This is a genomic window from Frigoribacterium sp. NBH87, from assembly GCF_014217665.1.
GTDB classification, from domain to species: Bacteria; Actinomycetota; Actinomycetes; order Actinomycetales; family Microbacteriaceae; genus Frigoribacterium; species Frigoribacterium endophyticum.
Genome location: NZ_CP043650.1, coordinates 1353792 through 1377470, shown reverse-complemented (window position 1 = coordinate 1377470; position 23679 = coordinate 1353792). Strand labels below are relative to the sequence as shown.

23 protein-coding genes and 1 tRNA gene are annotated in these 23679 nt (G+C 72.2%); 15 read left to right on the top strand and 9 right to left on the bottom strand.

Annotated elements, in window-relative coordinates; translation table 11 throughout:
* Position 1: 1 nt before the first annotated feature.
* Positions 2-556 carry a nitroreductase family protein gene (locus tag F1C15_RS06330; RefSeq protein ID WP_056056993.1) on the bottom strand — a complete coding sequence of 185 codons (555 nt, stop codon included), beginning with the start codon at positions 554-556 and terminating at the stop codon, positions 2-4.
* Positions 553-990 carry a peptide-methionine (R)-S-oxide reductase MsrB gene (gene msrB / locus F1C15_RS06325; RefSeq protein WP_056056991.1) on the bottom strand — a complete coding sequence of 146 codons (438 nt, stop codon included), beginning with the start codon at positions 988-990 and terminating at the stop codon, positions 553-555. Before msrB ends, F1C15_RS06330 begins: the two co-directional genes overlap by 4 nt.
* Before the next feature lie 100 nt (positions 991-1090).
* On the opposite strand from msrB, the gene F1C15_RS06320 reads away from it, so the two are divergent.
* The 5 genes from F1C15_RS06320 to groL all read left to right on the top strand — a co-directional run bounded on the left by F1C15_RS06320 (position 1091) and on the right by groL (position 5443).
* The gene (locus tag F1C15_RS06320; protein ID WP_185233651.1) at positions 1091-2077 is read left to right on the top strand and encodes a DUF2332 domain-containing protein; all 987 of its coding nucleotides are present in this window, start codon (positions 1091-1093) and stop codon (positions 2075-2077) included.
* Between the two features lie 77 nt (positions 2078-2154).
* Positions 2155-2448, top strand: a complete 294-nt coding sequence (locus F1C15_RS06315; RefSeq protein ID WP_156370092.1) for a DUF3263 domain-containing protein — start codon at positions 2155-2157, stop codon at positions 2446-2448.
* Between the two features lie 20 nt (positions 2449-2468).
* On the top strand, positions 2469-3101 hold the full coding sequence (locus F1C15_RS06310) for a LytR C-terminal domain-containing protein (RefSeq protein ID WP_185233649.1): 633 nt from the start codon (positions 2469-2471) through the stop codon (positions 3099-3101).
* A 312-nt stretch (positions 3102-3413) separates the two neighbouring features.
* Positions 3414-3617 (top strand): cold-shock protein, encoded by a 204-nt coding sequence (locus F1C15_RS06305; RefSeq protein ID WP_056056985.1) that lies wholly within the window; start codon positions 3414-3416, stop codon positions 3615-3617.
* 206 nt (positions 3618-3823) lie between these two features.
* Entirely contained in the window at positions 3824-5443 is a 1620-nt protein-coding gene (gene groL, locus F1C15_RS06300; RefSeq protein WP_056056983.1) for a chaperonin GroEL, read from the top strand.
* Between the two features lie 445 nt (positions 5444-5888).
* On the opposite strand, the gene F1C15_RS06295 is transcribed toward groL, so the two are convergent.
* The 6 genes from F1C15_RS06295 to F1C15_RS06270 form a co-directional block, all read right to left on the bottom strand.
* A complete protein-coding gene (locus F1C15_RS06295; RefSeq protein ID WP_185233647.1) occupies positions 5889-7640 on the bottom strand; it encodes a cell wall metabolism sensor histidine kinase WalK in 1752 nt (583 codons plus the stop codon).
* Between the two features lie 108 nt (positions 7641-7748).
* A complete protein-coding gene (locus F1C15_RS06290) occupies positions 7749-8441 on the bottom strand; it encodes a response regulator transcription factor (protein WP_056056979.1) in 693 nt (230 codons plus the stop codon).
* 81 nt (positions 8442-8522) lie between these two features.
* Positions 8523-9086, bottom strand: a complete 564-nt coding sequence (locus F1C15_RS06285; protein ID WP_056056976.1) for a hypothetical protein — start codon at positions 9084-9086, stop codon at positions 8523-8525.
* Entirely contained in the window at positions 9083-10720 is a 1638-nt protein-coding gene (locus tag F1C15_RS06280; RefSeq protein WP_056056974.1) for a DNA repair helicase XPB, read from the bottom strand. The genes F1C15_RS06285 and F1C15_RS06280 overlap by 4 nt, the downstream gene beginning before the upstream one ends.
* Positions 10721-10787: 67 nt before the next feature.
* A complete protein-coding gene (locus F1C15_RS06275) occupies positions 10788-12656 on the bottom strand; it encodes a helicase-associated domain-containing protein (protein ID WP_185233645.1) in 1869 nt (622 codons plus the stop codon).
* A gap of 39 nt (positions 12657-12695) precedes the next feature.
* Positions 12696-12974 (bottom strand): hypothetical protein, encoded by a 279-nt coding sequence (locus tag F1C15_RS06270; RefSeq protein ID WP_185233643.1) that lies wholly within the window; start codon positions 12972-12974, stop codon positions 12696-12698.
* Positions 12975-13124: 150 nt separating this feature from the next.
* Here F1C15_RS06270 and F1C15_RS06265 point away from each other — a divergent pair, with 150 nt between their 5' ends.
* Positions 13125-13502, top strand: a complete 378-nt coding sequence (locus tag F1C15_RS06265; RefSeq protein ID WP_185233641.1) for a cold-shock protein — start codon at positions 13125-13127, stop codon at positions 13500-13502.
* A complete protein-coding gene (locus F1C15_RS06260) occupies positions 13495-14172 on the top strand; it encodes a DUF3027 domain-containing protein (RefSeq protein ID WP_185233639.1) in 678 nt (225 codons plus the stop codon). Before F1C15_RS06265 ends, F1C15_RS06260 begins: the two co-directional genes overlap by 8 nt.
* 102 nt (positions 14173-14274) lie before the next feature.
* On the opposite strand, the gene serC is transcribed toward F1C15_RS06260, so the two are convergent.
* Positions 14275-15387 (bottom strand): phosphoserine transaminase, encoded by a 1113-nt coding sequence (serC, locus tag F1C15_RS06255; protein WP_185233637.1) that lies wholly within the window; start codon positions 15385-15387, stop codon positions 14275-14277.
* An 86-nt stretch (positions 15388-15473) separates the two neighbouring features.
* Here serC and F1C15_RS06250 point away from each other — a divergent pair, with 86 nt between their 5' ends.
* The 8 genes from F1C15_RS06250 to F1C15_RS06215 all read left to right on the top strand — a co-directional run bounded on the left by F1C15_RS06250 (position 15474) and on the right by F1C15_RS06215 (position 23671).
* Positions 15474-16166 (top strand): metal-dependent transcriptional regulator, encoded by a 693-nt coding sequence (locus F1C15_RS06250; RefSeq protein WP_185233635.1) that lies wholly within the window; start codon positions 15474-15476, stop codon positions 16164-16166.
* 257 nt (positions 16167-16423) lie between these two features.
* Positions 16424-17380 (top strand): C40 family peptidase, encoded by a 957-nt coding sequence (locus F1C15_RS06245; protein ID WP_167260107.1) that lies wholly within the window; start codon positions 16424-16426, stop codon positions 17378-17380.
* A gap of 320 nt (positions 17381-17700) precedes the next feature.
* Positions 17701-18195, top strand: a complete 495-nt coding sequence (locus F1C15_RS06240; protein ID WP_056056958.1) for an HNH endonuclease — start codon at positions 17701-17703, stop codon at positions 18193-18195.
* A gap of 34 nt (positions 18196-18229) precedes the next feature.
* A tRNA-Arg gene (locus F1C15_RS06235) sits at positions 18230-18304 on the top strand.
* A 457-nt stretch (positions 18305-18761) separates the two neighbouring features.
* Entirely contained in the window at positions 18762-20207 is a 1446-nt protein-coding gene (locus F1C15_RS06230; RefSeq protein WP_185233633.1) for a sugar porter family MFS transporter, read from the top strand.
* A 38-nt stretch (positions 20208-20245) separates the two neighbouring features.
* A complete protein-coding gene (gene iolC, locus F1C15_RS06225) occupies positions 20246-21172 on the top strand; it encodes a 5-dehydro-2-deoxygluconokinase (RefSeq protein ID WP_185234127.1) in 927 nt (308 codons plus the stop codon).
* Entirely contained in the window at positions 21165-22094 is a 930-nt protein-coding gene (locus F1C15_RS06220; RefSeq protein ID WP_185233632.1) for a deoxyribose-phosphate aldolase, read from the top strand. Before iolC ends, F1C15_RS06220 begins: the two co-directional genes overlap by 8 nt.
* Before the next feature lie 35 nt (positions 22095-22129).
* A complete protein-coding gene (locus F1C15_RS06215; protein WP_185233631.1) occupies positions 22130-23671 on the top strand; it encodes a CoA-acylating methylmalonate-semialdehyde dehydrogenase in 1542 nt (513 codons plus the stop codon).
* Positions 23672-23679 lie beyond the last annotated feature (8 nt).

Genomic DNA, 23679 nt, shown 5'->3' with positions numbered 1-23679 from the left:
GTCAGCCCGCGGTCAGCGGCCTGACGTAGTCGGCCGGGTCGAGCAGGCGGCGGGGCTTCGCCTCGCGCTCGCCGTGGCCCCCGACGTACAGCCAGCCCAGCAGCTTCTCGTCGCCCGTCAGCCCGTGGGCGGCCTGCACGACCGGGTGCCGGGTCTCCGACCCTGTCTTCCAGATCACGCCCCAGCCCTCGTCGTCGAGCACGAGCGACAGCAGGTGGGCGACGCCCGAGGCGACCGACTCCTGCTCCCACTCGGGCACCTTCCGGCTCTCCACCGGCGACGACACCACCGCGATCACGAGCGGCGCGCGGAGCGACTTCTCCTCCGCCTTGCGGGTCGACTTCTCGTCCGCCCCGGTCGCCGCCGACAGCGACCGGCCGATCACGCGACGGTCGTCGCCGCGCAGCTCGACCAGGCGCCACGGGTGCAGGCCCGAGTGGTCGGCCACCGTCGACGCGGCCTCGACGTAGCTGAGCAGCTGCTCGCGCGTCGGGGCCTCGTCGGTGACCTTCGACCGTGACCGTCGCCGACGGGCAGCGTCGGCGACGCCGGTCACTTCGAGTCCGTCGAGGCGGCGTCGCCCTCGGTGAACGACAGCGAGATCGAGTTCATGCAGTAGCGGTCGCCCGTCGGGGTGCCGAAGCCGTCGGGGAAGACGTGGCCGAGGTGCGAGCCGCAGTTCGCGCAGCGGACCTCGGTGCGGACCATGCCGAGGCTGGAGTCCTCGATCAGGTCGACGGCGTCGGGCCGGACGGACTCGTAGAAGCTCGGCCAGCCGCAGCCGCTGTCGAACTTGGTGCCGCTCTTGAAGAGCTCGGCGCCGCAGGCGGCGCAGGCGTAGGTGCCGGCGCGCTCCTCGTCGAGGAGCTCGCCCGTCCACGGGCGCTCCGTCGCGGCCTGGCGGAGCACCGAGTACTCCTCCGGGGTGAGCTCGCGGCGCCATTCTTCGTCGGTCTTCTCGACCTTGTACGTGCTGTTGTCGTTCGTCATGGGTGCACTCCTGACACGTTCGGGGACTCCCCATCCAACACTGTCCCGCTGAGCCCCATTCCCCGGGTGACGCCCCGCGGCGCTCCCTAGACTCGGGCCCGTGACGCTCGCCGACCGCTTCCTCGCCTACTCGGCGCAGGCCGCCGCCGAGGGGTCGCCCGGCTGGGCCGAGCTGGCCGCCGGCCTCGCCGCCGACGAGGCCGCGCTGGCCGTCGTCGAGAGGGCGCCGGAGTCGCGGCGCCAGCCCGTCCTGGTGCTCGCGACGTGCCGGTGGCTGGATGCGCCCCCGGGGCCCTGGCCGCGCCTCCGGAGCTGGCTGCTCGACCACGCCGACGCCGTGGTCGCGGAGCTCGGCCGACGCGCCGTGCAGACGAACGACCTGCGCCGGAGCGGCCCGGTCTCGCTCGCCCTGGCCCGCCTCGACGAGCCGGTCGCGCTGCTCGAGGTGGGGGCCTCGGCCGGCCTCTGCCTCCTGCCCGACCTCGTCTCGTACCGCGCGGGCGACGTCCGCTGGGGCGACCCGCAGAGCCCCGTGAAGCTGACGCTGGACGTGACGGACGGCCGTGGTGACGCCGCACCCGGCGGAGCGGGCACCGGTCTCGGCGCGGTCGAGCTGCCGGAGGTGGTCTGGCGCGCCGGGCTCGACCTCGACCCCGTCGACGTCCGCGACGACGCGGCCGTCGCCTGGCTGCGCGCACTGCTGCCGCCCGGGGCGACGGAGCGGGCCGACCTGCTCGAGCGGGCGGTCGCGCTCGCCCGCACCGCGCCTCCCCGGGTCGCCCGCGGCGACGCCGTCGACGACCTCGAGGCCCTCGCGGCGACGGCGCCCGCCGACGCACGTCTCGTCGTCGTCTCGACCGGCACGCTCGTCTACCTGCCGGGCAGACGACGACAGCAGTTCGTCGACACGGTCAGGGGGCTCGGCGCCACCTGGGTCTCGTACGAGCGGATCGGCCTGCTCGACGACGTCGGGGCCGTCGACCCGGCCCTCGTCGAGCGCACGTCGGCCTTCGCGGTGCTCGCGCTCGACGGACGGCCGCTCGCCGTCGGCGACGCCCACGGCACCCGCCTCACGACCGTCGGCTGAACGGGCCGAACCGCGCCCCGCCTCCCCGGCCACGGCCCGCCCCGACGTTATGGTGACCAGGATCGAGAGGGCGGGACGTGACCGACGAGGGCAGCAGGGGCACCGGCGTGCGCGCGGGCGCGTTGTCGACCCTCGACCGCGCGATCCTCGACCTGGAGCAGTCGCCGCCGGCCACGCCGGGCCAGAAGGAGGCGCTGATCCGGCGAGAGCTCGGGCTCGGCGTCGCGCGCTATCAGCAGTTGCTCAACTCGCTCATCGACCGACCTGCTGCACTGGCCTACGCGCCCCTGGTGGTCGGTCGCCTGCAGCGCCTGCGCGACCAGCGCGCCCGGGCCCGCGCCGACCGTTCGTTCGGGCCCACGCCCCGCTGACCCGGAAGACCACGGAGACCATGCCGAAGTACCCCCGCGACCGTTTCGACGAGGTGCCCCGCGACCTGGAGAGGGTCGGGGCGCACCGCTCCGAGCCCCGCCGGGGGCGCGGCTGGGTGGTCGTCGCCTGGGCGGCCCTCGCCACCGGCCTCCTCGTCGGCGCCGGGGTGGTCGCCCTGGGCGTCCTCAACGACAGCTTCCAGTTCGTCGCCCCCAGCGCGAGCAGCTCGGCCGAGGCCGGCGACGCGACGACCGAGCCGTCCGACGAGGCGACCGACGGCGACGGGGCCGCGACCGACGGGTCGACCGACGCCGCCGGCGAGACGCCCGCCGTGACGCCGACCCCGACGGCCACCGCGGCCGACCCCTCCGACGTGCCCGCCTCGACGACGATCGCCGTGCTCAACGCGACGACGACGAGCGGCCTCGCCGGCCGGGCCGCGACGACACTCGACACCGCCGGCTGGACGGTCGGCAGCCAGGGCAACGCGCCCGAGCGCTCCGCCACCTCCACCGTCTACTACGCCACGGCCGCCGACCGCGCGGCCGCGCTCGGCGTCGCCGAGTCGCTCGGCATCGACGCGACGCAGCAGAGCACGGCCTTCCCGGGGGCGACCATCACCGTCGTGCTCGGCACCGACTTCTCGTCGTAGCGGGCGAGCGCGGGGGCGGTGCGACCGGGGCAGGGGCCCCGCTCCGCGCCTCCTCGGGGGCCTCCTCGTGCCCCTTCTGTTTCGGGCGTGTAAAGGATCGGGCCGACGGGCGCCCGCGGGTTCGTTCTGCGGCCTTCGGGGCTGTCGTCGGCGCCGGGGGCCGCACTAGCATCTGGTCTTGGTCGCCCCCTACGGCCCGCCCGCCCCGCCCCGAACGAGCGAGGCTGCACCGTTCGGGTGCGCAGGCCACTGCGTCGACCCGGCCCCGGCACCGACCGGCCGCCGTACGAACACAGCAAGGGGAGCAGCACCATGGCACACGGGACCGTCAAGTGGTTCAACGCGGAGAAGGGCTTCGGCTTCATCACGGTCGAGGGAGGCGGGCAGGACGTCTTCGTGCACTACTCGGCCATCGACATGAGCGGCTACAAGGTGCTCGAGGAGGGCCAGGCGGTCGTCTTCGAGGTGGGCACCGGGAGCAAGGGGCCGCAGGCGGAGTCGGTGCGGCTCGCCTGAGCCCCGCCCCTCGGCCCCTCGGCCCCTCCGACACGACGCCGTCCGCCCTCCCGGGGCGGGCGGCGGCGTCACGTCCGGGGGCTCGCCGTGGGCCTGCCCGGACGGCTTGCACTCACAAGGTGGGAGTGCCAGAATCGCTCTGGCACTCGCCGCAGGTGAGTGCCAAGTACCTCTGCTTCATGACGTCCGGGAGGGACGAGTAACACATGGCTAAGATCATTGCTTTTGACGAAGAGGCCCGTCGCGGCCTCGAGCGTGGCCTGAACATCCTGGCCGACGCGGTGAAGGTCACGCTCGGCCCCCGCGGCCGCAACGTCGTCCTCGAGAAGAAGTGGGGCGCCCCCACCATCACGAACGACGGCGTCTCCATCGCCAAGGAGATCGAGCTCGACGACCCGTTCGAGAAGATCGGTGCCGAGCTCGTCAAGGAGGTCGCCAAGAAGACCGACGACGTCGCCGGCGACGGCACCACCACCGCCACCGTGCTCGCCCAGGCGCTCGTCCGTGAGGGCCTCCGCAACGTCGCCGCCGGTGCCGACCCCATCTCGCTCAAGCGCGGCATCGAGAAGGCCGCCGCCGCGGTCTCCGCTCAGCTCCTCGCCGACGCGAAGGACATCGAGACCAAGGAGCAGATCGCGGCGACCGCCTCGATCTCCGCCGCCGACCCCACCATCGGTGCGCTCATCGCCGAGGCCATCGACAAGGTCGGCAAGGAGGGCGTCGTCACCGTCGAGGAGTCGAACACCTTCGGCACCGAGCTCGAGCTGACCGAGGGCATGCGCTTCGACAAGGGCTACCTGTCGCAGTACTTCGTCACCGACCCCGAGCGCCAGGAGGCCGTCTTCGAGGACGCCTACGTGCTCATCGTCAACTCGAAGATCTCCAACATCAAGGACCTCCTGCCGATCGTCGACAAGGTGATCCAGTCGGGCAAGCAGCTCCTGATCATCGCGGAGGACGTCGACGGCGAGGCCCTGGCCACGCTCGTCGTGAACAAGATCCGCGGCATCTTCAAGTCGGTCGCCGTCAAGGCCCCCGGCTTCGGCGACCGTCGCAAGGCGCAGCTGCAGGACATCGCCATCCTCACCGGTGGCCAGGTCATCGCGGAGGAGGTCGGCCTCAAGCTCGAGAACGCCACGCTCGACCTGCTCGGCCGTGCCCGCAAGGTCGTCATCACGAAGGACGAGACCACGATCGTCGAGGGTGCCGGCGACGCCGAGCAGATCGCCGGCCGCGTGCGTCAGATCCGCAGCGAGATCGAGGCGACCGACAGCGACTACGACCGTGAGAAGCTCCAGGAGCGCCTCGCCAAGCTCGCCGGCGGCGTCGCCGTCATCAAGGCGGGTGCCGCGACCGAGGTGGAGCTCAAGGAGCGCAAGCACCGCATCGAGGACGCCGTCCGCAACGCGAAGGCCGCCGTCGAGGAGGGCATCGTCGCCGGTGGTGGCGTCGCGCTCATCCAGGCCGGCAAGACCGCCCTCGCCGAGCTGCAGCTCGAGGGCGACGAGGCGACCGGGGCGAACATCGTCCGTGTCGCGATCGACGCTCCCCTGAAGCAGATCGCCTTCAACGCGGGCATGGAGCCCGGCGTCGTCGCCGACAAGGTCCGCGGCCTCCCGATCGGTCACGGCCTCAACGCCGCGACCGGCGAGTACGTCGACATGATCGCCGCCGGCATCATCGACCCGGCCAAGGTGACCCGCTCTGCCCTGCAGAACGCCGCCTCCATCGCTGGTCTGTTCCTGACCACCGAGGCCGTCGTCGCCGAGAAGCCCGAGAAGAACCCGGCCCCGGCCGGCGACCCCACGGGTGGCATGGACTTCTAGTCCGAACGGTTCCACGCTCAAGGGCGGTTCCCCTCCGGGGGAGCCGCCCTTCGGCGTTCCCGGGGTCGCCGCAGAACGCGAGCAATTCGTCGCTCGTCGGCCAGTCCAGGGCGGTTCCCGGCTGCCCGCCACCGCGCCTCCCCGCCTCCGCCAGTCGCTCGGGGCGGGGCTCGTAATTTGAGAGTGATCCTGGGCTGTGGGTCTGCCGTCCCGAGCGGTTGCGCCGCAGAACGCGAGCGATCCGTCGAGCGTCGGCCAGATCAAGGCGATCCCCAGCGTTCGATCGCCCGATCCCTCTCAAATTACGAGACCACGAGCCGGGAGGCGCGGGTCGGGCAAGCGGTGAGCGCTGGCTAGGCGACCGAGACGGAGCGGAGGGCCGCGGGGCGGGCGGGCGGTAGGCGCGCCGGGGGCCGCGAGCGAGACGCATCGGGCGGAGCGCGGGCTACGCGAGCGTGACGGAGCCGGGGGAGGCGGGGGCCTGGCCGGGCACGCCGGTCGCCGGCGTCTCGGGCGGGACGCCGTTCTCGGGGAAGAGCGGCAGGGCCACGCGGAAGGTGGCTCCGCCCCCGGGGGTATCGAAGACGTCGACGCTGCCCCGGTGAGCCGCCACGATGCCCGACACGATCGCCAGCCCCAGGCCCGAGCCGCCGGTGTCACGGGTGCGCGACGAGTCGGCGCGCCAGAAGCGCTGGAAGATCTTCTCGCGGATCTGCGGCGGGATCCCCTCACCGTGGTCGACGATGTCGATCGTCGCCACGCCCCGGCCCGGGTCGGACTGCACCACGAGCTCGATGGGGCTGTCGTGCTCCGTGAAGCGCATCGCGTTGCCCATCAGGTTCGTGATCACCTGCCGCAGCTTGTTCTCCTCGCCGAGCACGACGGCGGGCGCCTCGGGGCCGTGGCCGGCCGTGCCGTCACCGGTGCCGGCGGCGGCCTCGTCGGCGGCCCGCGTGGCGCGGGCCCGCAGGCTGCGCAGCCGGGCGAGGGTCGCGCCCGCGAACGACACGGGGCCCGTCGCCCCGGGGTCGAGGGCCGTCTCGGGGACGCTGGCGGGCGCGTCCGGGCCGACGGGCGCCTCCTCGCCGGTCTCCGACACGACCGGGTCGTGCACGACCACCGCGATGTCGCGGTCGGGGTTCGACGCCATGGTGTCCAGGGCGGAGTCGCGGGCGATCGTCACGAGGTCGACCGGGCCCAGCTCGAGCGGCTTCGACTCGTCGAGGCGGGCCAGCGCCAGGAGGTCCTGCACGAGCACGCCCATGCGGATCGCCTCCTTCTCGATGCGGTCCATCGCCTGGGCGACGTCCTCCGGCTTCGTGAGGGCGCCCATCCGGTAGAGCTCGGCGTAGCCCCGGAGGCTGACGAGGGGCGTGCGCAGCTCGTGGCTCGCGTCGCCGACGAACCGTCGCATCTGGTCGATGGTGCGCGCCCGGTCGTCGAACGCGCTGTCGATCCGGCTGAGCATGGAGTTGAGCGAGCGGTTGAGGCGCCCGACCTCGGTGTTCGGCGTCGTCGAGTCGAGCCGCTGGCTGAAGTCGCCGTCCGCGAACCGCGCCGCGGTCGCCTCGACGTCGCGCAGCGGGGAGAAGGTCGAGGTGACGAGCAGGCGGGTGAGCGCGGCGCCGAGAACGACGACCGAGACGCCGAAGCCCAGGAAGATGCCGCTGAATCGACCGATCAGGGCCGTGGTGACCGCCAGGTTCGTGCCGGTGACGATGGTCGCGTCGATGCGCTCGACCGACCCGCCCGACGTCGTCTGCAGCGTGGTGTTGTAGGCGAAGACCCGCCACTGCTGGTCGTGGGCCTCGTTGAAGACGCTCTCGGCCTCGTCGTTGGTCTCGTCGGCGGGGATGTGCACGGACGAGAGGTCGGGGGCCGTGCCCGCGGCCAGCTCGTCGCTGTTGTCGCAGATCTGGGTGCCGTCGGCCCGGTACAGGGCGACGTAGCTGCTGCGCGTGTCGCCGAACGTGACGGTGCACGACTGCGCGTTCGTCGTGTTCGGCGTCGCGCCGGTGAAGCCCTTGGCCGCGGCCTCGAGCGACATGTCGACCTGGCCGTAGAGGTACGTGCTCAGCACGGTCATCGTGCCGAGGCCGGCGACGAGCAGCCCGAGGGTCACCAGCGTGACCGTGATGCCGGTGATCTTCGTGCGGATGGAGATCTCGTTCCACCACTGCGACAGGCGTGCGTGCATAGAGGGGTCAATCTAGCGCGAGGCGCCTGGGAGCCGGTGAGGCCCCCAGGCGCCCGGGAGAGTGCTGGAGCGGGACGCGCGACGCCGGCGGGGCGGCGCGCTGGCCGATCAGGCCTTGGCGGCCTTGAGCATGTAGCCGAAGCCGCGCTTCGTCTGGATGATCGGCTCGGCCGAGAACTGGTCGAGCTTGCGTCGCAGGTACGAGATGTAGCTCTCGACGATGCCGGCGTCGCCGTTGAAGTCGTACTCCCAGACGTGGTCGAGGATCTGGGCCTTCGACAGCACGCGGTTCGGGTTGAGCATCAGGTAGCGGAGCAGCTTGAACTCGGTCGGGCTGAGCTCGATCGCCGTGTCGCCGATGGTGACCTCGTGGGTGTCCTGGTCCATGGTGAGCTCGCCGGCGCGGATGATCGCGTCCTCGTCCTCGTTCATGGTGCGGCGCAGGATCGCCTTGATGCGCGCCACGATCTCGTCGAGGCTGAACGGCTTCGTCACGTAGTCGTCGCCGCCGACGGTGAGGCCGGTGATCTTGTCCTCCGTGTCGTCCTTCGCGGTGAGGAAGAGGATGGGGGAGGTGTAGCCCGACGAGCGAAGGCGCTTGGTGACGCCGAAGCCGTTCATGTCAGGCAGCATCACGTCGAGGATGATCAGGTCCGGCTCCTCCTCGAGCACAGCCGAGATGGCCTGCGCGCCGTTGCCGACCGCTCGCACCGCGAAGCCGGCGAAGCGCAGGCTCGTGGTCAGCAGGTCGCGGATGTTGGGCTCGTCGTCGACGATCAGGATCTTGGGGCCGTCACTCATGCACGCAAGTATCTGCGCGCCTCCTCGGTGTTGTCTGTGAGCCGAGCGCGAGTCACCCGGGTGAGCGCAGCGTGCCCACTCTCACCGGGCCGTGTGCTCGCCGGGCCAGTCCGTGTTGGGCACGAGCGCGATGCGCGTCGTCAGCTCGAGCAGCTCGTCGGGCACGGCGAGGGTGAAGGCCACGCCGTCGCGGTGCTCGAGGACGGCGGTGTAGCCGGAGGCGCGGGCGATCTGCCACCCGGGGAAGGCCTCGACCGGGGCCGAGACGACCCGCGCCTCCTCCGCGTCGTCCAGCTCGCCGAGGGCGCTCAGGCCGGCGAAGAGGTGGTCCTTGACCGGCGAGCCCGCCAGGAGGTCGGAGCGCTCGAGCACCTCGGGGTCGGGGCTCCAGGTGACGACGCTCAGCACGGAGCCGGCGTGCAGCCCGCCCTGCACCTCGTAGCTGCGCTCGACCGAGACGACCACCGAGGCGTCCCACTCCGCGACGCGCGCCTGCTGGCCGACGAACGCCAGCGCGTCGTGGTCGAGGGAGGCGACCAGCGGTCCGAAGGTCGCCGTCGCCGACTGGTCGGCCAGGAACACCCGCCGCAGGCTGTCGCGCCAGAGCTCGTCGTCGCCCAGCGACAGGTCGTGCGCGTCGCTCATGCCGCCAGCGCGGGGGAGTCGAGGATCGTGTAGCTGTAGCCCTGCTCGGCGAGGAAGCGCTGACGGTTCTGCGCGAACTCCTGGTCGACCGTGTCGCGGCTGACGAGCGTGTAGAACGACGCCGGCAGGCCGGACTTCTTGGGGCGGAGCAGGCGACCGAGGCGCTGGGCCTCCTCCTGCCGGGAGCCGAAGGAGCCGCTGACCTGGATCGCGACGGTCGCCTCGGGCAGGTCGACGGAGAAGTTGGCCACCTTCGACACGACGAGCACCTTGAGCTCGCCGTCGCGGAACGCCTGGAAGAGCCGCTCGCGCTCGTCGATCGGCGTCGCGCCCGTGAGCGTCGGGGCGTCGAGCACGGCGGCGAGCTCGTCGAGCTGGTCGAGGTACTGGCCGATGACGAGGATCTGCTCGCCCTCGTGGCGGTGAACCAGGTGCGAGACGACGTCGAGCTTGGCGGGCGCCGTGGCGGCGAGGCGGTAGCGCTCGTCGTCGGGGGCGGCGGCGTACTCGAGCCGGTCGTGCTGGGGCAGGTCGACCCGCACCTCGTAGCAGCTGGCCGGCGAGATGTAGCCCTGCGCCTCGATCTCCTTCCACGGGGCGTCGAAGCGCTTGGGGCCGATCAGGCTGAAGACGTCGCTCTCGCGGCCGTCCTCGCGCACGAGCGTCGCGGTGAGGCCGAGCCGCCGCCGGGCCTGCAGCTCGGCGGTCAGCTTGAAGACCGGTGCGGGGAGCAGGTGCACCTCGTCGTAGACCACGAGGCCCCAGTCGAGGGCGTCGAGCAGCGAGAGGTGCGTGTACTGGCCGCCGCGTCGGGCGGTGAGGATCTGGTACGTCGCGATGGTGACCGGCTTGACCTCCTTGACGGAGCCCGAGTACTCGCCGATCTCGTCCTCCGTCAGGGAGGTGCGCTTGAGGAGCTCGTCGCGCCACTGGCGCGCGCTCACGGTGTTCGTGACGAGGATGAGCGTCGTCGTGCCGGCCTTCGCCATCGCGCCCGCCCCGACGAGGGTCTTGCCCGCGCCGCAGGGGAGGACCACGACGCCGGAGCCGCCCTCGAAGAAGTTGTCGATGGCCTGCTGCTGGTAGCCGCGGAGCTCCCAGCCGTCAGGGTCGAGCTCGATCGCGTGCGGGGTGCCGGGGGTGTAGCCGGCGTGGTCCTCCGCGGGCCAGCCGAGCTTGACCAGCTGCTGCTTGACCTCGCCGCGGGCCCAGGGCAGGAGCTCCCACTCGGTGTCGCTGCGGCGGACGCCGAGCAGCTCGCCGACCTTCTTGGCCCGCGTGACCTCGCTGAGCACCGAGGAGTCGGTGCCCCGCAGCACGAGGGCGCCCTCGTCGTCGCGCTCGATCACGATGCGGCCGTAGCGCGCGACCGTCTCGGCGATGTCGACGCTGACGCTCTGCGGCACCGGGAACTTGGAGTACTTCTCGAGGGTGCCGAGCATGTCGTCGGCCGTGTGGCCGGCGGCCCGGGCGTTCCAGAGGCCGAGTCGGGTGATGCGGTAGGTGTGGACGTGCTCGGGGGCACGCTCGAGCTCCGCGAAGACCGCGAGGTCGTGGCGGGCGTCGCCTGCGTCGGGGTGCGCGACCTCGAGCAGGACGGTTCGATCGCTCTGCACGATCAGGGGGCCGGTCATGAGGATCGAGTCTAGGCGGGGCCCCCGACACCGCTCACAGGGTGACGGGGAGCGGCCCGGTGCCGGCTCAGGTGGCGCTCGACACCGCGACGACGTGCGACAGCGGCAGCGTGCGCTCGACGTCGGACTTCTTGTCGCGGCCCCGGACGCGTCCGCCGCCGATGCCGGTGGGCTCCATCTCGAGGTGGGTGGTGCTGCCGTCGGGCATGGCGATGGTCACGGTGACCGTGAGCCGGCCCTTCACGGCGGCGTCGAGCTGCCGGGCGATCCAGGCGCGGTCGGTCGTCTCGGGGCTGCCGCCCGACGCCGCCGCGGCGCCGGCTTCGCGGAGGCGCTCGACCATCTCGCGGAGCGGGTCGCGGGCCTCGACCGGGGCCGGTCGCCGCGGGCGACGGCGCACCGGCGGCGCCGACTCGTCGCCGTCGGGGTCGACCAGCACGACCGGGTACCGCTCGTCGCTGAGCGCCCAGAACACCGTCTCGCGCTCGAAGCGGCTGGCGACGCGCTGGCCGTCGAGCCGCTGCAGCCCGAGGGGCGAGAGCGCGTGGTCGACCTCGAGGGTGTCGACGTCGGAGCGCTTGACGGCGCTGACGACCGAGGCCGTGCCCTCGGGCAGGTCGGTGGCCGCGGGGTCGGCGGCGGCGACGCGGAAGCGCCCGTGCCGCTCGGCCGACTGCTGGATCAGGTACTCGAGCGGCTGCGGGATGCCCGAGAGCGAGATGCCGGAGAGGAACTCGCGCAGGCTGTCGGCCGTCTCGCCCCGGGTCAGCGCCCGCTGGATGCCGCCCTCGGTGATGCGGTAGGTGGCGGCGAGGCCGGCGCTCTCGACGTCGGCGACGACGCGGAGGCGGGCGTCGAGCGCCGGGGCGAGCGGGCCGGGCGAGACGACGGTGAGGTCGTGCTGCAGGTACACCTCGTCGATCGCGTCGGGCAGGAGCTCGGCGACGCGGGCCCGCGCGGCCTCGGGCCCCTCGCGGAAGAGCGCGACGGCGGCGGAGGTCGGCGAGCCGCCCGAGGTGAGGCCGAGCAGCTGGGCCGCCCGCTCGAAGGAGGCGAGGCGCTCGCCGATCCACGCGCCTCCGGCCGGGTAGGCCCACGCGGTGAACTCGGCCAGGGGCTCGCCCCACGACGTCTCGACCCGCTGCGACAGCACGGCGAGGATCTCGGTCGGCAGGGTCGCGAGCCACGCCCGGGTGAGCTGCTCCCAGCGGTCGGGCCAGGAGGCGGCGAGCCAGTCGACGGCGTCGGCGGTGGTCGCGTAGCCGTCGGGCCCCGAGGCGGCGAGCCCGGCCCGCGCCGCGATCGCGAGCACGACGGGCACGTCGTCGACGTCGAGGTGCGCGGCCTCGGCCAGGCGGCGCGTCTCGGGCAGGGCGAGCCCGCCCTTGGCGAGCTCGCGGGCCGGCGAGCGGTCGAGGGCGCGCAGGATCTCGGCGACCTCGATCACCACGGCGTAGAGCCGCTCGGCCGACCGGGCGTCGACGGCGGCGCGGTCGACGTCGCCGACGCTCTCGAGCACGACGGGCGGGTGCACGGCGCCGAGCCGCGCGGGGGAGAGCTCGGGGTCGTCGTCGAGCCGCTCGCCCACCGCGTCGAGGGTGCTGAGGGAGTCGCCGGTGCGGACGGCGAGGAAGAGGTCGACGAGGTGGTCGCCGGCCGCCCGCACGCCGTCGCTGTCGACGTCGAAGACGGTGTCGAGCCGCGCGGCCAGCGCATCGGCGTCGCCCGGGACGCGGGCCGCCTGGAGCACGAGCAGCTCCGTCCGGTCGAGGCGCGTCAGCGCGTCACGGACGGACGAGGGGTCGAGGAGGGTGTCGGCGAGGTCGAAGGCGTCGTTCACCGAGGAGGCGCGGACGAGCCGCGGGGCGAGCCTCCGCACCAGCTCGTCGGGCGGGGTGTCGCGGAGGACTCCGGCGAGGTCGAGAGCACTGGACATGGGCGGGTCCTCCTGGGGGCGCGCAGCCGTCGGCTGCGGCTAGCGTGTGGTGCCTCGGGTCTCTCGACCGCGTCGGACGACGGTGGCCACGACGAAGGCGATGATGAGCAGGATCGCGATGGGGAAGCCGACCAGCGGCAGGACGGTCACCGCGGGCCAGACGCCCGCCGTGTAGTTGGAGACGCCGACGAGGGTGCCGACGATGCGGGCCAGGAAGGCCAGCACGGAGAGCCCCACGACGGCGGCGATCATGGAGACCAGGACGCGTTCAGTACGATGGACGCCGCCGGACACGGTCGGGTCTTTGATCTCTGCCACGTGCACAGGATAGTGGGGCGTGCTCGGAGAGCGCGCCCTAAGCTGAGGTCTCCGTCCGGCAGACCCGGGCGGTGGAGCCCCCGGGAGCCGCGGCCGAGGCCGCGCACCCCCACCGAGCACCGACACCAACCCCCGACGAGGAGTCACGTCATGCCCACCGGCAAGGTCAAGTTCTACGACGACGAGAAGGGCTTCGGCTTCATCACCAGCGATGACGGCGCCGAGGTGTTCCTGCACGCGTCGGCCCTGCCCGCCGGCACCGTGGGCGTCAAGGCCGGCACCCGGCTCGAGTTCGGCATCGCCGACGGCAAGCGCGGTGCCCAGGCCCTCTCCGTCCGGGTGCTCGAGACCGCCCCGAGCCTCGCCAAGATGAACCGTCGCTCCGCCGACGACATGGCCGTCATCGTCGAGGACCTCGTGAAGGTGCTCGACAAGGCCGGCGGCGACCTGCGGCACGGCCGCTACCCGCAGAACGGCGCCCGCATCGCCGTGCTGCTCCGCACCGTCGCGGACTCGTTCGATGTCTGACGCCGCCGCGCAGCCGACCGGGTCGGCCCACGCCGAGCTCGCTCGCCGGGCGCTCACCGAGATCACCCCGCCCGACACCATCGGTGCCGAGCTCGAGCCGGTCGACGAGGTCGACGGCGTCGTCAGCGTGCGCTTCGCCACCCTGCTGCCCGGCTACCCGGGCTGGGCCTGGACGGTCAGCGTCGCGCAGGTCGAGGGCCAGGAGTCCACCGTGCTCGAGGTCGAGCTGCTGCCCGGCGACGACGCCCTCGTCGCGCCCGAGTGGGTGCCGTGGGCCGACCGCCTCGCCGCCCAGGGGGCGGACGACGAGTCCGACGAGGACGAGGACGACGAGGACGAGGACGACGAGTCGGACGACGACGACGAGTCTGACGAAGACTCGGACGACGATGACGACTCGGACGACGACGACGACTCGGACGACGACGACGACGACTCGGACGACGACGACTCGGACGACGACGACTCCGACGATGACGAGCCCCAGGCGGTCGTGCACGGCGGCGACGTCGACGGCGTCGACATCGACGGGCTCGACTCGCACGACCGTTCGGACGACGACTCCGACGACGACGACGACTCCGACTCCGACGACTCGGACGACGACTCCGACTCCGACGCGGCGCCCCGCGAGGAGAGCTCGCCGCGCCGTCGACGTCGCCGCCGCTGACCCGGTCGACCCGACCCGCGACTCCTCGGGCCCTGGGCCCACGACGACGCCCCCGCCACCTCTCGGTGACGGGGGCGTCTCGCGGTCTCGGCGAGGTGGGGCCTAGAGGGCGCCGACCACGTGCTCGATCGAGCGGATCAGCTGGCGCACGTCGTCGGGCTCGATGGCCGTGAACGTCGCGACGCGGAGCTGGTTGCGGCCGAGCTTGCGGTACGGCTCGGTGTCGACGATGCCGTTGGCGCGCAGCGCCGCGGCCACGGCGGCGGCGTCGATCGACTCGGCGAAGTCGATCGTCGCGACGACCTGCGAACGGTGCGACGGGTCGACGACGAAGGGCGTGGTGTACTCGGAGGCGGTGGCCCAGTCGTACAGCGCCGACGACGACTCGCGGGTGCGGGCGTCGGCCCAGGCGAGGCCGCCGTTGTCGAGGATCCAGCGGGTCTGGTCCTCGAGGAGCAGCAGGGTCGTGAGGGCGGGGGTGTTCAGGGTCTGGTCGAGGCGCGAGTTGTCGATCGCGTTCTTCAGGCTGAGGAACTCGGGCACGTAGCGGCCGCTCGCGGCGATGCGCTCGACGCGCTCGATCGCCGCCGGCGAGAAGAGCGCCAGCCAGAGGCCGCCGTCGGAGGCGAAGTTCTTCTGCGGCGCGAAGTAGTAGACGTCGGCCTGCGAGGCGTCGAAGTCGACGCCGCCGGCCGCGCTGGTGGCGTCGACGACGGTGAGGGCCCCCGCGTCGCCGGCGACCCGGGTGACGGGCGCCATGACGCCGGTCGACGTCTCGTTGTGCGGCCAGGCGTAGACGTCGACGCCCTCGAGCACCTCGACCTCGGCGCGCGAGCCGGGCTCGGCGCGGACGACGTGCGGGGCCTCGAGCCACGGCGTCGCCGTCGCGGCGGCGAACTTCGAGCCGAACTCGCCGAACGTGAGGTTCTCGGCCCGGCGCTCGACGAGGCCGAACGCCGCGGCGTCCCAGAAGGCGGTCGAGCCGCCGTTGCCGAGCACGACCTCGTAGCCGTCGGGCAGGTCGAAGAGCTCGGCGAGGCCCGCGCGCACGCGGCCCACGAGCTGCTTGACCGGGGCCTGGCGGTGCGACGTGCCGAGCAGGGAGGCCCCGGCCGTCACGAGGTGCTCGAGCTGAGCGCCGCGGATCTTCGAGGGGCCGCAGCCGAAGCGGCCGTCGGTGGGGAGCAGGTCTGTGGGAATGGAGATGTCCGCCATGGGTCGATCGTAGTGGGGCGCGCGAGGCTCCCCGTCGGGCCGGGTAAGCTTGCGACGTTGTCCGCGCATCACCTGGGGAGGCCCCGTTGACCGATCTCGTCGACACCACAGAGATGTACCTCCGCACGATCCTCGACCTCGAAGAAGAGGGCATCGTGCCGCTCCGGGCGCGCATCTCCGAGCGACTCGGCCACTCCGGCCCGACGGTCTCGCAGACCATCGCCCGCATGGAGCGCGACGGGCTCGTCGTCGTCTCCGGCGACCGCCACCTCGAGCTCACGACCGAGGGGCGCAGCAAGGCCACCCACGTGATGCGCAAGCACCGCCTGGCCGAGCGCCTGCTCGCCGACGTGATCGGGCTCGACTGGGCCTACGTGCACGACGAGGCCTGCCGGTGGGAGCACGTCATGAGCGAGCAGGTCGAGCGCCGTCTGCTCGAGATGCTCCACCACCCCACCGAGTCGCCCTACGGCAACCCCATCCCCGGGCTCGACGAGCTCGGCGACTCGCCGGCCGGGCGGTTCCTCGACGGCGTCGTCAACCTCGTCTCGGTGCTCGCCGAGAACCCCGAGGGCGTCACACGACCCGTGCGTCGCCTCGCCGAGCCGGTGCAGTTCGAGCCCGAGCTGCTGCAGCAGCTGCACGACGCGGGCGTCACCCCGGGCGGCGTCGCCACGGTGACGAAGTCGGGCACCTACGTGCTCGTCCGCGTCGAGGGCCACGACGAGGGCCTCGAGCTGCCGACCGAGGTCGCGCAGCACATCTACGTCACGGCCTAGCCGGGGGAGGCGCCCGGCCGGCTCCCAGGAGGCGTACGGCGGGCACATCGGTCCTTTACCGATTCGTTACAAAAGTCCTCCTCGAGGATGATTTCACCGCCTCCCTCGGGTATGGTCGCTGAGTCCCCGCGCCAGGAAGCCGGCGTGGAGGCCCGTGGCAGGACGTCTCGTGCACCCGTCTCCTGTCGCTTGTCGTGAACTGACGAACGGATGGGGCAACTTCCCTAGGGTTGTCGAGACGCAGGAGACCCGCCCTCTTGACCCTCACCGAGCCCACCCAGCCCGGAGGCGCACCCGACGCCCTCCGCACTCCCCGCACCGACCTCCAGACCCGCACCGACCTCACGCCCCGCAGCGCTCTCCCGACCCGAGCCGACCTCCCGACGCGCTCCTCCGTCCGTGCCGCCGCCCTCGCGGCAGCGGCCGCCGAGGCCGCCGCCGCTCGACCGACCCGCCGGTCGCGAGGCAAGCGGACCGTCGCGACGGCCGCCGTCATGACGCTCACCGCCGGCCTGTTCGGCACGATGGCCCTGCCGGCCTTCGCCCAGACGGCGCCGGCCTCGACCGGCTCGAGCGAGGCCGCCGCCGAGTCGGCGTCGCGCCAGGCCGACGGCCAGACCGTCGCGGTCGACGCCACGGTCGCCGCCGCCGACGCGTCGCGCGACGGCTACACCGCCACCTCGCAGGAGTCGCTCGACGCCGCGGCCGCCGCGGTGGCCCTCGCCTCGCAGCGCGAGGCCGAGCGGGCCCAGCTCGCCGCGTCCTACGACAGCTACACCGGCCCCACCGCGTCGGAGTACCTCTCCGGCTCGGGCACGGCCGCCACGGCGACCTCGACCGCCACGGGCACGACCGCGACCCCCGGCGCGTTCAGCCTCGCGAACGTCTACCAGACGGCGCTGCAGTACGTCGGCACGCCCTACGTCTTCGGCGGCGCGACCCCGGCCGGGTTCGACTGCTCGGGCTTCGTCATGTTCGTCTACGCGCAGTACGGCATCTCGATGCCGCACTCGGTGACCGCGCAGGGCGCTCTCGGCACGCCGATCTCGGCCTCCGAGGCCCAGCCCGGCGACGTCGTCATCTTCAACGACGGGTCGCACGACGGCTTCTACGCCGGCAACGGGATGATCCTCGACGCGCCGAAGCCCGGCGGCTCGGTCAGCGTCCGCCCGCTGTGGACGAGCGCCGTGCACTACGTGCGCTTCGGGGTCTGAGCCGACCCGCGCCTCCCGCACCGCGCCTCCCGCGCTCGTGAACGGACTGTGAAGAGCCGCCCCGCCTCTAGGCAGGGCGGCTCTCGCGGGTTAACCTGGCGCTCTCGGAGCACTGCTGAGACCAGGAGCGTCACATGAGCCGTTCGACCGCCGCCCGCACCATGGGTGCGTCGTCGAGCGAGCACATACGACACCCCGCCCGATGACCAGAGCACCGTCACGCGTGACGGTGCTCTTCTCGTCTGCGGACTGCTGGCCCAGCTCTCACCGAGGGCAGTCGAATCCCTGGAAGCCGTCCAGGGTGCTTCGAAAGGGAAAGCATGCGCACTCTCGTCCTCAACGCCGGTTACGAGCCCCTCGCGGTCGTCTCGTTCCGACGAGCCCTCGTGCTCGTCATGACCCAGAAGGCGACGGTGCTGGCCGCCGACGCCGAGCACCCCGTGGTCAGCACCGGCTTCGCCTACGACCGCCCGTCGGTGATCGTGCTGACGCGCTACGTGAAGATCCCGCACTCGCGGTCGGTGCCGGTGTCGCGGCGCGGAGTGCTGCGGCGCGACGCCCACCGCTGCGCCTACTGCGGCGCCACGGCGTCGACCATCGACCACGTGCAGCCGCGGTCGCGCGGCGGCGCCGACAGCTGGGAGAACCTCGTCGCCTGCTGCCTGCGCTGCAACAACGTCAAGAGCGACCGGACGCCGGCCGAGATGGGCTGGTCGCTGCGCTGGCAGCCGAAGGCGCCGCACGGCGTCGGCTGGGTCGTGCGCGGGGTCGAGCGGCCGCAGGAGGAGTGGGACGCGTTCCTCGCGGCCGCGTAGGCGCGGGCGCGGGTTCGGTAGACTCGCCGGGTCAGCCTCTGTAGCTCAATGGAAGAGCAGTTCCGTCCTAAGGAAAGGGTTGGGGGTTCGAGTCCCTCCAGGGGCACCACCACGACTCCCGCCCTCGTCACGAGGTCGCTGAGGAGCTCGTCCGCGCTGAGGCCACGATGTCTCGCGGAGAACGCTCCGGGCGTCGCCCTCCAGGGGCACGTGACTCGAGAGGGACGTGCCCTGCTCGGCAGGACCGCTCCCCGTCCCGGTGCTCGTCCGGCCGACCGTGGCCGTGAGCACGCGAGCCTCGTGGCGGCGAAGGGACACGCGGGCTGACGACCGAGCTCCGCGCGCCCCGCTCAGACCGCCTCCCCGACGCCTGTCCAGTGTCGGTGCTGCTCGCCAGACTGGCCATGACCCGGGTTCTCCAGGACGTGTCCGCCCGAGACGCTCGTCTCGCCTCCGTGAACATTGACAGGACATACGGACATGCGTAGTCTCATCACGTCGTCGAGGTCCAGGGCGGCCCCGCAGCGACGAAGCTGGGGAGAGCAACCACTACCAACGGAGGACTCGTGGTCACCAACACGTCAGGGAGCAGCCCTCGGACGGCGCTCCCCGCCCTGGTCTCAGGGCCGCACACGAAGAGACTGGGGACGGTAGCGGTCATCGCCACCTTCGGCGGTCTCCTCTTCGGCTACGACACCGGCGTCATCAACGGTGCCCTCGACTCGATGGAGGAGAGCCTCGGGCTGACCCCCGCCAGCGAGGGGATCATGGTCTCGGCCATCCTCGTCGGCGCCGCGGTCGGCGCGTTCTTCATCGGCCGCGTCTCCGACGCGTTCGGGCGCAAGCCCACGATCAACACCCTCGCGATCCTCTTCTTCTTCGCCGCCCTGGCCTGCGTGCTCGCCCCGACCTGGGAGTTCCTGACGGGAGCACGGTTCTTCCTCGGCATCGCGGTCGGTGGGGCATCGGTCACCGTCCCGGTCTTCCTCGCCGAGCTCGCGCCGACCGAGCAGCGCGGCGGGCTCGTCAGCCGCAACGAACTCATGATCGTCTCGGGCCAGCTGGCCGCCTTCACCATCAACGCCGTCATCGGCAGCGTCTGGGGTGAGCACGACAACGTGTGGCGGTACATGCTCTCCGTCGCCGTCCTGCCCGCCATCGCCCTCTTCGTCGGCATGTTCCGGGTCCCCGAGAGCCCGCGCTGGCTCATCGCCAAGGGCCGTGACGACGACGCTCTCGCCGTGCTCAAGCAGATCCGTGCCGACGACCGGGCCGTCGCCGAGATGGCCGAGGTCCGCCTCCTCGCCGCGGAGGAGAAGGAGGCCAAGAGCGCCCGTCTCGCCGACCTCGTGGCGGAGCCCTGGCTCCGCAAGATCCTGTTCATCGGGATCGGGCTGGCCATCGCCCAGCAGCTCACCGGCATCAACTCGATCATGTACTACGGCACCCAGGTGCTCCAGCAGTCCGGCTTCTCCCAGAGCGGTGCCCTCATCGCCAACGTCGGGGCCGGCGTCATCGCGGTCGTCGCGATGCTCGTCGCCCTGCGCGTGATCAACAAGGTCGGCCGACGCAACATGCTCATGTTCGGCTTCGCCGGCGTGACCGTCTTCCACCTGCTGATCGGCCTGTCGTCGCTCCTCATCCCCGAGGGCCTCGGGCGCGCGATCGTCGTGCTGATCTTCGTCATCTGCTTCGTCGGCACCATGCAGGGCACCATCGGGCCGCTGGTCTGGCTGATGCTCTCCGAGATCTTCCCGCTGAAGCTGCGCGGCGTCGGGATGGGCCTCACCGTGCTCATCCTCTGGCTGACCAACTTCGCCGTCAGCCTGCTGTTCCCCATCCTCGTGGCGGGCATCGGCATCTCGACGACGTTCTTCATCTTCGCGGTGCTGAACGCCGCCTCCCTCGTCTTCGCCGCCACCCGGGTGCCCGAGACGAACGGGCGCTCGCTCGAGCAGCTCGAGGAGGACTTCAGCACCGGAGCCATCTACGTCGTGAAGGACGCCAAGTGACCACCGAGAACAGCACGAGCCCGCTCGACGTCCTCACCATGGGCCGCATCGGCGTCGACATCTACCCGCAGCAGTCCGGCGTGCCCCTCGAGCAGGTCGAGACGTTCAGCAAGTCCGTCGGGGGCAGCGCCACCAACGTGGCCGTCGCGGCCGCGCGGTACGGCCGCCGAGCAGCAGTCCTGACGCGGACGGGCAACGACCCGTTCGGCCGCTACGCGGTCCAGGAGCTGGAGAGGCTCGGCGTCTCGACCCGACTGATCTCCACGGTCGAGGGCCTGGCCACGCCCGTGACGTTCTGCGAGATCTTCCCGCCCGACGACTTCCCGCTCTACTTCTACCGCCAGCCGAAGGCCCCTGACCTGATGATCAGCGCGGGCACGCTGGACCTCGCCGCCATCGAGCAGGCAGGGGTCTTCTGGGCGACCGTCACCGGCCTCAGCGAGGAGCCGAGCCGCCAGGCGCACCACGTCGCCTGGCAGACCCGGGCCCGTCGGCCGCTGACGATCCTCGACCTCGACTACCGACCGATGTTCTGGAGCAGCCCCGAGGTCGCCCACCGCGAGGTCGAGCGCGCCCTCGAGCACGTCACGGTCGCCGTCGGCAACCGCGAGGAGTGCGAGGTCGCCGTCGGCGAGACCGATCCCGATCGGGCCGCCGACGCGCTGCTCGAGCGGGGCGTCGAGCTCGCCGTCGTGAAGCAGGGGCCGAAGGGCGTGCTGGCCAAGACCCGCGACGAGCGGGTGGAGGTGCCCGCGCACCTCGTCGAGGTCATCAACGGCCTCGGCTCCGGCGACGGCTTCGGCGGCGCCCTCTGCCACGGCCTGCTCGAGGGCTGGTCGCTCGACCGAACCCTCCGCTTCGCGAACGCGGCCGGCGGCATCGTCGCCACCCGCTTCGAGTGCTCCACCGCCATGCCGACGACCGCGGAGGTCGAGGCCGTCCTCGAGGAGGCGCACCGTGCCTGAGCAGACCACCAGCGTCGACGAGGCGGTCACCGCCCCGCAGTTCGACCGTCTCCGGGAGATCCGGGCGACCGAGCCGGAGCGTCTCAGCGAGGTCCTCGCCTCGCGCACGCGCCGCCGGCCGCTCGAGCGTGACGGCAAGCTCTTCATCGTCGCGGCCGACCACCCGGCACGGGGCGCCCTGGGCGTCCGAGCCGACGCGACCGCGATGGCCGACCGGTACGACCTCCTCCGCCGCCTCGTCGTGGCCCTCGGTCGACCGGGCGTGGACGGAGTCCTCGGCACGCCGGACATCGTCGAGGACCTCGCCCTGCTCGGTGCACTGGACGGCAAGGTCGTCGTCGGCAGCATGAACCGGGGCGGCCTGCAGGGCGCCTCGTTCGAGCTCGACGACCGCTTCACCGCCTACTCGGCGGCGTCGATCGCGGCCGCGGGACTCGACTTCGCGAAGCTGCTCGTGCGCATCGGCCTCGGCGACCCGGGCACCGCGGCGACGCTCGAGGCGACCGCCCGCGCCGTCACGGAGTCCGCGGCGCTGCGCCTCCCGATCATGCTCGAGCCGTTCATGAGCGACCGGCGCGACGGACGGGTCGTCAACGACCTCACCGCCGACGCCGTCATCAAGTCCGTCGCCGTCGCGTCCGGCCTGGGGGAGTCGTCGGCCTACAGCTGGCTGAAGCTGCCCGTCGTCGACGAGATGGAGCGGGTGATGGCGTCGACGACGCTGCCGACCCTCCTGCTCGGGGGCGACCCCACCGGCCACCCCGACGAGACCTACGCCCGCTGGGGCGACGCCCTCGCCCTCCCCGGGGTCCGCGGCCTCGTCGTCGGACGCACCCTGCTCTACCCCGGCGACGGCGACGTCGCCGCGGCCGTCGACGTGGCCGCCGGCCTCGTGCACACGGCCGAGCCCGCCCGACGCTGACCGCGCCTCCTCTCGAGATCCGGAACGGAACCACCATGACCACCACCACCAGCACCACGTCCGCCGCCGGCACCGTCGCCGCCGACGGCCGCCCCCTCGTCGCGCACTGGATCGACAACGCGGAGGTGCCCGGCACGAGCGGCCGCACCGCCCCCGTGTACGACCCCGCCCTCGGCGTCGTCACGAAGGACGTCTCGCTCGCCGACCAGTCCGAGATCGACGCTGCCGTCGCCTCCGCCGCCCGGGCCTTCCCCGCCTGGCGCGATCTGTCGATCACGAAGCGGCAGCAGATCATGTTCCGCTTCCGTGAGCTGCTCAACGAGCGCAAGGGCGAGCTCGCCGAGATCCTGACGTCCGAGCACGGCAAGGTGCTCAGCGACGCCCTCGGCGAGATCACGCGCGGACTCGAGGTCGTCGAGCTGGCGACGGGGTTCCCGCACCTGATCAAGGGCGAGTTCTCCCAGCAGGTCTCAACCGGGGTCGACGTCTACTCGACGAAGGCGCCCCTCGGCGTCGTCGGGATCATCAGCCCGTTCAACTTCCCCGCGATGGTGCCGATGTGGTTCTTCCCCATCGCGATCGCCGTCGGGAACACCGTCGTCCTCAAGCCCAGCGAGAAGGACCCGTCCAGCGCGATGTTCCTCGCCCGCCTCTTCGCCGAGGCCGGTCTGCCCGAGGGCGTGTTCAACGTCCTCCACGGCGACAAGGAAGCCGTCGACGGACTGCTCACCCACCCCGAGGTCAAGAGCATCTCGTTCGTCGGGTCCACCCCGATCGCGCAGTACATCTACGAGACCGCCGCCCAGCACGGCAAGCGCGTCCAGGCGCTCGGCGGCGCGAAGAACCACATGCTCGTGCTGCCCGACGCGGACCTCGACCTCGTCGCCGACAGCGCCATCAACGCCGGTTTCGGGTCGGCGGGCGAACGCTGCATGGCGATCAGCGTCGTCGTCGCGGTGGAGCCCGTCGCCGACGAGCTGATCGAGAAGATCACCGAGCGCATGGCCGGCCTCACGGTCGGCGACGGCCGACGGAGCTGCGACATGGGCCCCCTGGTCACCGAGCAGCACCGCGACAAGGTCGCGAGCTACATCGACGTCGCCCTCGAGGACGGCGCCGTCGTCGTCGTCGACGGCCGCGGCGTCGAGGTCGACGGCGAGGCCGACGGCTTCTGGCTCGGCCCCACCCTGATCGACCAGGTGCCCCTGACCAGCCGCGTCTACACGGAGGAGATCTTCGGGCCCGTCCTCTCCGTCGTGAGGGTCGCCTCCTACGAGGAGGGCGTCGCGCTCATCAACGCGGGCGCGTACGGCAACGGCACCGCGATCTTCACCAACGACGGAGGCGCGGCGCGGCGCTTCCAGGCCGAGATCGAGGTCGGGATGATCGGCATCAACGTGCCCATCCCCGTGCCCGTCGCCTACTACTCGTTCGGCGGCTTCAAGGACAGCATCTTCGGCTCCGACAAGGCCTACGGGATGCAGGGCTTCGAGTTCTTCACCCGCGAGAAGGCGATCACGTCGCGCTGGCTCGACCCGAGCCACGGCGGCGTCGACCTCGGGTTCCCCCAGAACTGACCGGTGGA